The sequence below is a fragment of the Streptococcus sp. CL5.50 genome (genome assembly GCF_049738015.1).
In the GTDB taxonomy this organism is placed as follows: Bacteria; Bacillota; Bacilli; order Lactobacillales; family Streptococcaceae; genus Streptococcus; species Streptococcus mitis_CA.
This window is the reverse complement of the sequence record NZ_JBKOTR010000002.1, coordinates 12308-23133: the sequence shown is the minus strand read 5'-3', so window position 1 is coordinate 23133 and position 10826 is coordinate 12308. Positions and strand designations below refer to the sequence as shown.

The 10826-nt window shown below is 41.6% G+C and carries 10 protein-coding genes; 8 read left to right on the top strand and 2 right to left on the bottom strand.

What is annotated here, in order from left to right; genetic code table 11:
* Positions 1 to 55 precede the first annotated feature (55 nt).
* Together ACLNCV_RS01650 and ACLNCV_RS01645 are read right to left on the bottom strand one after the other, a co-directional pair.
* Entirely contained in the window at positions 56 to 481 is a 426-nt protein-coding gene (locus tag ACLNCV_RS01650; RefSeq protein ID WP_424844799.1) for a hypothetical protein, read from the bottom strand.
* Between the two features lie 700 nt (positions 482 to 1181).
* On the bottom strand, positions 1182 to 2150 hold the full coding sequence (locus tag ACLNCV_RS01645; protein ID WP_000081015.1) for an NAD(P)/FAD-dependent oxidoreductase: 969 nt from the start codon (positions 2148 to 2150) through the stop codon (positions 1182 to 1184).
* A 137-nt stretch (positions 2151 to 2287) separates the two neighbouring features.
* On the opposite strand from ACLNCV_RS01645, the gene cdaA reads away from it, so the two are divergent.
* The 8 genes from cdaA to ACLNCV_RS01605 all read left to right on the top strand — a co-directional run bounded on the left by cdaA (position 2288) and on the right by ACLNCV_RS01605 (position 10810).
* The gene (gene cdaA / locus ACLNCV_RS01640) at positions 2288 to 3145 is read left to right on the top strand and encodes a diadenylate cyclase CdaA (RefSeq protein WP_001011069.1); all 858 of its coding nucleotides are present in this window, start codon (positions 2288 to 2290) and stop codon (positions 3143 to 3145) included.
* The gene (locus ACLNCV_RS01635) at positions 3132 to 3911 is read left to right on the top strand and encodes a CdaR family protein (RefSeq protein ID WP_001230940.1); all 780 of its coding nucleotides are present in this window, start codon (positions 3132 to 3134) and stop codon (positions 3909 to 3911) included. Before cdaA ends, ACLNCV_RS01635 begins: the two co-directional genes overlap by 14 nt.
* Before the next feature lie 24 nt (positions 3912 to 3935).
* Entirely contained in the window at positions 3936 to 5288 is a 1353-nt protein-coding gene (gene glmM, locus ACLNCV_RS01630; protein WP_261035307.1) for a phosphoglucosamine mutase, read from the top strand.
* Between the two features lie 73 nt (positions 5289 to 5361).
* Positions 5362 to 5736, top strand: coding sequence for a DUF1149 family protein (locus ACLNCV_RS01625; RefSeq protein ID WP_001050081.1), 375 nt, complete (start codon positions 5362 to 5364; stop codon positions 5734 to 5736).
* Position 5737: 1 nt separating this feature from the next.
* A complete protein-coding gene (locus ACLNCV_RS01620) occupies positions 5738 to 6586 on the top strand; it encodes a DegV family protein (protein WP_000762173.1) in 849 nt (282 codons plus the stop codon).
* A gap of 392 nt (positions 6587 to 6978) precedes the next feature.
* Positions 6979 to 7746, top strand: a complete 768-nt coding sequence (dapB, locus tag ACLNCV_RS01615; RefSeq protein ID WP_261082285.1) for a 4-hydroxy-tetrahydrodipicolinate reductase — start codon at positions 6979 to 6981, stop codon at positions 7744 to 7746.
* Positions 7743 to 8942, top strand: a complete 1200-nt coding sequence (locus ACLNCV_RS01610) for a CCA tRNA nucleotidyltransferase (RefSeq protein WP_153199119.1) — start codon at positions 7743 to 7745, stop codon at positions 8940 to 8942. The genes dapB and ACLNCV_RS01610 overlap by 4 nt, the downstream gene beginning before the upstream one ends.
* A complete protein-coding gene (locus tag ACLNCV_RS01605) occupies positions 8939 to 10810 on the top strand; it encodes an ABC-F family ATP-binding cassette domain-containing protein (RefSeq protein WP_261126721.1) in 1872 nt (623 codons plus the stop codon). The genes ACLNCV_RS01610 and ACLNCV_RS01605 overlap by 4 nt, the downstream gene beginning before the upstream one ends.
* Positions 10811 to 10826: the final 16 nt, after the last annotated feature.

Genomic DNA, 10826 nt, shown 5'->3' with positions numbered 1-10826 from the left:
AGAAAATTTATTTCATTTTCTCTTGAAATTGAGTTTTTATCTAATCTCTAATGAGTTATTTCCAAGTGACCAGTTCGCTCCAAACGCTAACATTCGATATAGTAGAGGTTTCACCAGCTGGAACCCATTTGTTGGTGCCTAAGTATCTAACTTCTAGTTTACGAACATTTACTGTGTAAGATGCTTTTAGTCTAATATAACCATAAGTGTAGGGTGGTACGTTATGGGAGACTGAGTGATTTAAACTAAGTCCAACTCCAGACTCCGGAGCAGAAAAGCTAACACCTGCACCTACAGTCAGAGTAGCTCCAGCTTTTCCACCATAGGCAGTTGAACTTACAGGACCTGATGTGGTGCTTTTCTTGTAAGAGTGAGAGTATTTAGTTCTATAGTCTGCAACACCAGTTGCATTAGAACGAGTCTGATACGTAGATTTAGACTCTAAATAGGCGTCTCTAAGTTCAGTTGTATAAAATGACAATAACTCTCCTGTGTTGATATCTTTTACAATACGATTAGATACAATTTCATAATTTGTACCAGGATAGACATCAGCAAAAACCGTAGATGTTGTGACTAAGAATAATAGACTTGATAGTAGAGAGAAAAACAATAGTTTCAGTTTAATCGTAACAAATTTCCTTTCTTCATGAGTAAAAGATTATTTTTTCAATCCTTTGAAAGTTATAATGCAACCCGAAATAATACTGAGAGTTCCTACAGGTCTCCAATATAGTTGCCAAAAGAATAAATTTATTCTTTCTTTCAGTGTCGCATAGGGTTCGGCATAATAGGGGTTGATGTGAAATAATAAAAAACCAAAACATAAAACTATGATTCCAGTTAAGAATAAAATGTCCTTATTTACTTTCCTCATAAAACCTCCTTTTATTTTATTTAAAGCGCTTTCTATTATTAGTATACGTCAAAAAAAGAAAAAAACAAGTCTATTTATTTATTTTTTTATATGGTATAATAGAATAGTTGGAGAGTTTTTATATAGCTTTAAAAGGCTGATATGAATACTTTGTATAATCTAATGATTCTTCAAAAAATTTCTTATTCAAACAAGAGCAAAGAGAAGGTGGGATGCATATCAGAAGTTAGATGTATTTCTGTCTAACTTTTGAGGTGTAGTTCATTTTAAAACCACGAATCCTATGTGACTCGTGGTTCTTTTTCTATAAACTAGTAGAGTGTTTTGGTTGTACTTTTTGTTCTGGGTCGATGTAGTTAATGGCATTGTTAACAGCGGTTGGTGCTTCTCCAAGCCCTGTCGCAATCAGATCAATTTTTCCGTCATAGTAGCAACAGTCACCGATAGCATAGATACCTGCTTGGCTAGATTCTTGCTTGCTATTGACGATAATCTTGTGACGGTTGAGGTCCAGACCCCAGTTTTTAAGGTTACCAACAGAAGATTTGAAACCATAGTTGACAAAGAGGTGGTCTAGGTCAATAGTTTCTGTTTCATCAGATTTGACTTTTGTGATTTCAAGTTTATCGAGTGTTTTTCCATCTCCAAGGAGTTGGCTAGGGACGAATGGTGTCTTGATGATCACAGAAGATTCCTGCAAAGCTTGGACACTGTGTTCCAAGGCGCGGAAATTATCTCTACGGTGGACAAGGGTAGTTGGCGCAATTTTTTCAAAAGCTAAAGCCCAATCAACAGCTGAGTCCCCACCACCCAGAATCGTCACTTTCTTACCAGCATATTGCTGAATGTTAGAAACGTGGTAGTGGATATTTTCATAGCCCTCAACGCCTTCTAGTTCCAGCGGACGTGGTTTGAAGGCACCACCCCCCATAGCAATGATAACAGTTTTAGACAGATGACTTCCTTTAGAAGTTGTGATGACAAATCCTTCTTCTTGTTTTTCAATCTCAAGAACCGTTTCGTTGAGATGAATAGGGGTATCAAAGCCATTTAATTGCTCGATTAGACGGTTAGTCAACTCTTCTCCAGTCAGGTTTGGGAAACCCGGGACGTCTAAAATTTCCTTTTCAGGGTAGAGAATAGCAGGTTGTCCACCTAGTTGGGGAAGAGAGTCGATGATTTGGACCTTGGCTTGGCGTAGGTGGGCATAGAAGGCTGCAAAAAGCCCGACAGGACCACCACCTACAATGGTAATATCATAGAGTTGAGACATGGTTTCTCCTTTGTTTTTTCTAGTCAGTTTATTTTATCATATTTTTCCTTAATTTAAAATGAAGTAGGATAGGGAAAAAAATGCCAGAAAAATGGTATAATAGAAAGGAACGTGTTTGGACAGAGAGGAGACAGCAGATGAACTTTCAACAATTATCCAATCTGCAATATTGGACTAGCTTGTTTTCTAGTCCTTGGAGTATTGCCATCAATCTGTTTGATATTTTGATTGTGGCCTATATTTTATATCGTTTTACAAAAGCGATAGCTGGCACCAAGATTATGATTTTGGTGCGTGGGGTCGTGATCTTTGTATTAGCCCAGGTTGTGGCCAATATCCTTGATTTAACAACGATTTCTTGGTTGATTAATCAGATTATCACCTATGGGGTTATTGCTGCGGTTGTTATCTTCTCTCCAGAGATTCGGACTGGTTTGGAACGCTTGGGAAGGGCGACAGATTTCTTTTCTACTGCTCAAATTAGTGCAGAGGAGCAAATGATTCGTGCCTTTGTCAAGTCGGTTGAATATATGAGTCCTCGTAAGATTGGTGCTCTGGTTGCCATCCAACGAGTTCGGACCTTACAAGAATACATTGCGACAGGGATTCCTTTGGATGCCAATATTTCAGCTGAACTCCTTATTAATATCTTTATCCCCAACACTCCCCTACACGATGGTGCTGTGATTATCAGAGAAAATCGAATAGCAGTAACCTCTGCCTATCTTCCCTTGACAGAAAGCACAGGGATTTCCAAGGAATTTGGGACCAGACACCGGGCGGCTATCGGTTTGTCAGAAGTATCCGATGCCTTGACCTTCATCGTCTCAGAGGAAACAGGAGGCATTTCTATTACCTATAACGGTGTTTTCAAGCACGACTTGACGATTGAAGAATTTGAAGCAGAGCTACGAGCAATTCTTTTGCCAGCTGTTGAGGAAAAAGTCAGTTTCAAGGACCGTTTGCTAGGAGGTTGGAAATATGAGAAAAAATAGTCTATATATCATTTCATCTCTCTTTTTTGCTTGTGTCTTATTCATTTATGCAACGTCAACCAACTTTCAAAATAGCAATACCGCAAGGCAGGTCAAATCAGAAACCTACACCAATACGATAACGAACGTTCCTATCGATATTCACTATGATAATGACCAGTATTTCATTAGTGGATTTGCATCAGAAGTTTCAGTGATATTAACCGGAGCTAATCGTGTGACCTTGGCCAGCGAAATGCAGGAGAGCACTCGTAAGTTTAAGGTCACAGCGGATTTGACGGATGCCAGTGTTGGAACGATTGAAGTTCCCTTGAATATTGAAAATCTTCCAAGCGGATTGACCGCTGTGGCAACGCCTCAAAAGATTACAGTGAAAGTTGGGAAGAAGGTTAAGCGAGATGGGATGATTGTTGTGCCACAAGTTGACCAAAGCCAGATTGATTCCAAGCTACAAATTGATAGTGTAACCGTGTCAAACGAACGAGTTTCTGTCACAACTGACCAAGAAACATTAGCTAAAATCGATCGTATTATTGCGCTTTTACCAACCAGCGAACGCATAACCGGTAATTACAGTGGTTCAGTACCTTTGCAGGCAATCGATCGCAATGGTGTTGTCTTACCGGCAGTTATTACTCCGTTCGACACAACAATGAAGGTGACTACAAAACCAGTAGCACCAAGTTCAAGCACATCAAATTCAACTACAAGTAGTTCGTCGGAGACGTCTTCGTCAACGAAAGCAACTAGTTCAAAAACGAATTAAAAATAGAAAAAGGATTTTATAAAAATGGGTAAATATTTTGGGACTGATGGAGTCCGTGGAGAAGCTAATGTAGAATTAACGCCAGAATTGGCCTTTAAACTAGGACGTTTTGGAGGCTATGTTCTTAGCCAACATGAAACGGAAGCGCCGAAAGTTTTTGTAGGACGTGACACACGTATTTCTGGGGAAATGCTAGAATCTGCCTTGGTGGCAGGTCTCCTCTCTGTAGGGATTCACGTCTACAAACTTGGTGTCCTTGCAACACCAGCAGTAGCTTACTTGGTAAAAACTGAGGGAGCCAGTGCAGGTGTCATGATTTCTGCTAGCCACAACCCAGCCCTTGATAATGGGATTAAGTTCTTTGGTGGTGATGGTTTCAAACTAGATGATGAAAAAGAAGCAGAAATTGAAGCCTTGCTAGATGCTGCGGAAGACACTCTTCCTCGTCCAAGTGCTGAAGGCTTGGGAACCTTGGTAGATTATCCAGAAGGTTTGCGTAAGTATGAAGGATATCTTGTTTCAACTGGAACTCCTCTTGAAGGAATGAAGGTTGCCTTGGATACGGCTAATGGTGCAGCTTCTACAAGTGCCCGTCAAATCTTTGCAGATCTTGGTGCTCAATTAACTGTTATTGGGGAAACACCAGATGGTCTTAACATCAACCTTAATGTTGGTTCAACCCACCCAGAAACCCTTCAAGAAGTGGTCAAAGAAAGTGACTCAGCTATCGGTTTGGCTTTTGACGGAGACAGTGACCGTTTGATTGCTGTCGATGAGAATGGCGATATCGTCGATGGTGACAAGATTATGTACATCATCGGAAAATACCTTTCTGAAAAAGGACAATTGGCGCAAAATACAATCGTGACAACCGTTATGTCTAACCTTGGTTTCCACAAGGCCTTGGATCGTGAAGGCATTAACAAGGCAGTCACTGCAGTTGGCGATCGTTACGTTGTTGAAGAAATGCGAAAATCAGGCTACAACCTTGGTGGTGAACAGTCTGGTCACGTCATCTTGATGGACTACAATACAACAGGTGATGGCCAATTATCTGCTGTTCAATTGACAAAAATCATGAAGGAAACTGGTAAGAGCCTGTCAGAGTTGGCAGCAAAAGTAACCATCTATCCACAAAAATTAGTCAATATCCGAGTGGAAAATGCTATGAAGGAAAAGGCTATGGAAGTGCCAGCTATCAAGGACATTATCGAGAAGATGGAAGAAGAAATGGCAGGGAATGGGCGTATCCTTGTTCGTCCAAGTGGAACAGAGCCCCTCTTGCGTGTTATGGCAGAAGCTCCTACAACAGAAGAAGTGGACTACTATGTTGATACTATCGCAGACGTAGTTCGAGCTGAAATCGGGATTGACTAAATCCTAGAAAACTAGATGAAAATAAAAAATTATGGTACAATAGCTTATAATATTGTAGCCGAGGGAGAAAGACATGAATCTTAAACGTGAACAAGAATTTGTTAGTCAGTATCATTTTGATGCGCGTAATTTTGAATGGGAAAATGAAAATGGAGCTCCTGAAACTAAGGTGGATGTGAACTTCCAATTAATTCAACATGACCAAGAAAATCAAGTGACTTCCTTGATTGTTGTCTTGAGTTTTATGATTGTATTTGATAAATTTGTCATCAGTGGAACCATTTCACAGGTGAACCATATCGATGGTCGTATTGTTAACGAACCAAGTGAATTGAACCAAGAAGAAGTGGAAACCTTGGCTCGTCCATGTTTGAATATGCTCAACCGTTTAACTTACGAAGTAACTGAAATTGCATTAGACTTACCAGGAATCAATTTGGAGTTCTAATATGAAATTAGCTGTTATCACAGATTCCTCTGCCTATCTCAGTGCAGATACCTTGCAAAGAGAAGATTTATTTGTTTTGGATATTCCTGTCAATATTGATGGTGAGGAGTATGTCGAAGGCATCAATCTGACTGCTGAGGAATTTTACCAAAAAATGGCTCAGGCCTCTGAATTGCCTAAGACCAGTCAACCAAGTATTGCCAAGTTAGATGAGATTCTAACTTCGCTCAAAGAACAAGGTTACACCCATGCTTTAGGGCTTTTCCTATCTTCTGGAATTTCAGGTTTTTACCAAAATATCCAGTATATGGTGGATGACTATGAGGGCTTAACCATTGCTTTTCCAGACACTTTAATCACAAGTGCTCCTCTGGGTATCATGGTTGAAAGTGTCTTTAACTGGCGAGACCAGGGCGATGACTTTGCCATTATTCAGGATAAGCTAGCTATTCAGATTAGTCACACATCTGCTTTCATCATGGTGGATGACTTGGACCACTTGGTTAAAGGGGGACGCCTTTCAAATGGAGCTGCGATTTTGGGCAATCTGCTAAGCATTAAGCCGATTCTTTATTTTAATGACCAAGGTGTGATTGAAGTGTACGAAAAAGTTCGTACTGAAAAGAAAGCAACCAAGCGTTTAATTGAGATTATCAAGGAAGCAACAGCTTCAGGCCAATACCGTATCATTGTCATTCACGGGAATGCTCCTGAAAAGGCTGAAGAATTGCGTCAGCACTTGCTAGATTCTGAAGTGGGTACGGATATTTCACTTGCTACATTTGGTAGTGTCATTGGAACACACCTAGGAGCAGGAAGTATTGCTCTGGGTTATATTCCAGTGATTTAGTTAGCACTTCTAGACTAGTTAAGAAGGCTTGTATCTTAGAAATTGAACACGGACTACCTGCCTCTTGAAAAAAGATGTCTGTCTTGCCTTTTGTGGAAAGTCAGCGCCATCCCCTATTTTTCACGGGCAGCTAAGGCCCTTTGTATCTTGATAATTGAACACGCCTGGAACCCTCTGTGAAAAAGATAGTTCTTCCAAGGAGGGAGGAGACACTCCTTGATTAGAACTCCTATTTTCACTCTGTGTTCTTACAGGCTTTGTATCTTAGAAATTGAACACGGACTACCTGCCTCTTGAAAAAAGATGCCTGTCTTGCCTTTCATGGAAAGTCAGCGTCATTCCCTATTTTTCAAGGGCAGCTATCGTCCTTTGTATCTTAGTCAGGAGTAGAGATGAGTATTCGAGTAATTATTGCTGGTTTTAAGGGAAAGATGGGCCAGGCTGCTTGTCAGATGGTCTTGGCTGATCCAGACTTGGACTTGGTAGCAGTTTTGGATCCCTTTGAGTCTGAATCAGAATGGCAGGGTATTCCTGTTTTCAAGGATAAGGCTGATTTGGTCGGTTTTGAAGCGGATGTCTGGGTAGATTTTACTACTCCAACTGTTGCCTACGAAAATACACGTTTTGCTCTTGAAAATGGCTTTGCTCCAGTAGTTGGAACGACTGGTTTCACAAGTGAAGAAATTGCAGAGCTAAAAGCATTTTCTCGTGAACAAAATTTGGGTGGTTTGATCGCTCCAAATTTTGCCTTGGGTGCTGTTTTACTCATGCAATTTGCAAGGCAGGCTGCTAAATATTTCCCAAATGTGGAGATTATCGAGCTTCATCATGACAAGAAAAAGGATGCTCCGAGTGGAACAGCTATTAAAACAGCTGAGTTAATGGCAGAAGTTCGAGAGTCTACCCAGCAAGGTGCGTCTGATGAGGAAGAATTGATTGCAGGTGCCCGTGGTGCTGACTTTGATGGCATGCGGATCCACTCAGTACGTTTGCCAGGCTTAGTAGCCCATCAGGAAGTCATCTTTGGCAATCAGGGAGAAGGATTGACCCTCCGTCATGACTCCTATGACCGTAGCTCCTTCATGACAGGGGTGAATTTGGGAATCAAAGAAGTTGTCAAGCGTCATGAGCTTGTCTATGGATTAGAACACTTATTATGAGATTAACGCAAATGCCTTCTGAATTTCAGAAGGCTTTACCAGTATTAGAAAAAATTAAAGAAGCAGGCTTTGAAGCCTATTTTGTTGGGGGTTCTGTTCGAGATGCCCTCCTCAATCGTCCTATCCATGATGTGGATATTGCGACGTCTTCTTATCCAGAAGAGACCAAGCAGATTTTTCCGCGAACAGCCGATATCGGAATCGAGCATGGAACTGTCTTGGTCTTAGATGGGGACGAGGAGTATGAGGTGACTACTTTTCGGACAGAAGATGTCTATGTGGACTATCGCAGACCCAGTGCGGTTTCCTTTGTTCGCTCGTTAGAAGAAGACCTCAAGCGCCGTGATTTTACAGTCAATGCCTTTGCCTTGGACGAGACAGGAGAAATCATTGACTTGTTTCATGGTTTAGAGGATTTGGAAAAGCAAGTCTTACGAGCAGTTGGAGTGGCAAGTGAGCGTTTCAACGAAGATGCTTTGCGGATTATGCGTGGTTTTCGTTTTCAGGCCAGTCTTGGCTTTGAGCTTGAGTCAGAAACCTTTAAAGCTATGAAGACCTTGACGCCACTTTTGGAGAAAATTTCTGTAGAGCGTACCTTCGTTGAGTTTGATAAACTCTTGCTGGCTCCATTTTGGAGAAGGGGCTTGGCTTCCATGATTGAGAGTCAAGCTTATGATTATCTCCCTGATATGGAATCTAGCCAGGACAAGCTTAACAGACTGTTTGATTTAGAGACTGATTTCACCTTTGAATCTTCAGAGCAAGCCTGGGCGGCTCTACTGTGGGCTTTGGAGATTGAAAATGCGCAGCCATTTTTGAAGGCTTGGAAGACCTCACGTCAATTTGCCAAGCAGGTACAAGATTTGCTGACTATTTTGGCTTTGCGTGAAAAGGGAGAATTGAGCAAGCGCGATTGTTATCGCTTTGACTTGGATTTACTTTTACAGGCTGAAAATCTTCGACAGGCTCAAGGAAAAGAAGTCAACCTACAAGCTATCACAGAAACTTACCATAGTTTGACCATTCATGATAAGAAAGAAATCCAAATCAACGGTGGTATTTTGATCAAGGAATATGGTTATCAGCCGGGCCCAGACTTGGGAGATATTTTAACAGAGATTGAATATGCCATTGTCGATGGAGAATTGAAAAATGACCGTCAAGCCATCCATGCTTATCTAAGGGAGAAAAAATGAGTGATTTTATCGTTGAAAAACTAAGTAAATCCGTTGGTGACAAGACCGTTTTTAAGGATATTTCCTTTATTATCCATGACCTAGATAGAATTGGTCTGATTGGTGTCAATGGAACGGGCAAGACCACCCTTTTGGACGTCCTTTCTGGTGTTTCTGGATTTGATGGGGATGTCAGTCCCTTTTCAGCTAAGAATGATTACCAGATTGGTTACTTGACCCAAGATCCTGATTTTGATGATAGCAAGACAGTCTTGGATACGGTTCTCTCCAGCGACCTCAAGGAAATCCAGCTCATTCGTGAGTATGAATTGATCATGCTCAACTATAATGAGGACAAACAGGCGCGTTTGGAACGTGTCATGGCTGAAATGGATTCTCTCCAAGCTTGGGAAATTGAGAGTCAGGTCAAGACGGTTCTCAGCAAGCTGGGGATTCAGGACTTATCTACTCCTGTTGGGGAATTGTCAGGTGGTCTGAGAAGACGGGTTCAGTTGGCGCAAGTCTTACTTGGTAATCACGACCTTTTGCTTTTGGATGAGCCGACCAACCATCTGGATATTGCGACTATTGAGTGGCTGACCATCTTTTTGAAAAATTCCAAGAAAACAGTCCTTTTTATCACTCACGATCGTTATTTCTTAGACGCTTTGTCAACACGTATTTTCGAATTGGATCGCGCAGGCTTGACCGAGTACCAGGGAAATTACCAGGACTATGTTCGCCTTAAGGCGGAACAGGATGAGCGTGACGCAGCTCTTCTCCACAAAAAGGAACAACTCTACAAACAAGAATTGGCCTGGATGCGCAGACAACCGCAGGCGCGTGCGACCAAGCAGCAGGCTCGTATCAATCGTTTCCATGACTTGAAAAAGGAAGTTTCAGGCAGTAGTGCTGAGACAGACTTGACCATGAACTTTGAAACCAGTCGGATTGGGAAGAAAGTCATCGAGTTTCAGGATGTTTCCTTTGCCTATGAAAATAAGCCCATTTTGCAAGATTTTAATCTCTTAGTTCAGGCCAAAGACCGTATCGGTATCGTTGGGGACAATGGTGTTGGAAAATCAACCCTGCTCAACCTGATTGCAGGCAGTCTTGAGCCGACAGTAGGACAAGTTGTGATTGGGGAAACTGTTCGTATTGCCTATTTTTCTCAACAAATTGAGGGCTTGGATGAAAGCAAGCGAGTGATCAATTACTTGCAGGAAGTGGCAGAAGAAGTTAAGACCAGTGGTGGTTCTACGACTTCCATCGCTGAGTTGCTGGAGCAGTTCCTTTTCCCACGTTCGACGCATGGAACCTTGATTGAGAAATTGTCTGGGGGAGAGAAAAAACGTCTTTATCTCCTCAAACTGCTCTTGGAAAAACCAAATGTTCTTCTCTTGGACGAGCCGACAAATGACTTGGATATTGCTACTCTTACAGTTTTGGAGAATTTCTTGCAAGGCTTTGCTGGTCCAGTTTTGACAGTTAGCCATGACCGTTATTTCTTGGATAAGGTAGCGACCAAGATTCTCGCATTTGAGGATGGTAAAATTCGTCCTTTCTTTGGTCATTACACCGACTATCTTGATGAAAAAGCCTTTGAAACAGATATGGCCAATCAAGTGCAAAAGGCCGAAAAGGAGAAAGTGGTCAAGGTCCGTGAAGACAAGAAACGCATGACCTACCAAGAAAAGCAGGAGTGGGCAAGTATTGAAAGCGATATTGAAGCCTTGGAAAATCGTATCGCTGTCATTGAAGAGGAAATGCAGGCCAACGGCTCTGACTTTGGTAAGTTGGCTACTCTCCAAAAAGAACTGGATGATAAAAACGAAGCACTCCTTGAAAGATACGAACGCTATGAATACCTAAGTGAATTTGATAGCTAGAAGAATAGAAAAATCC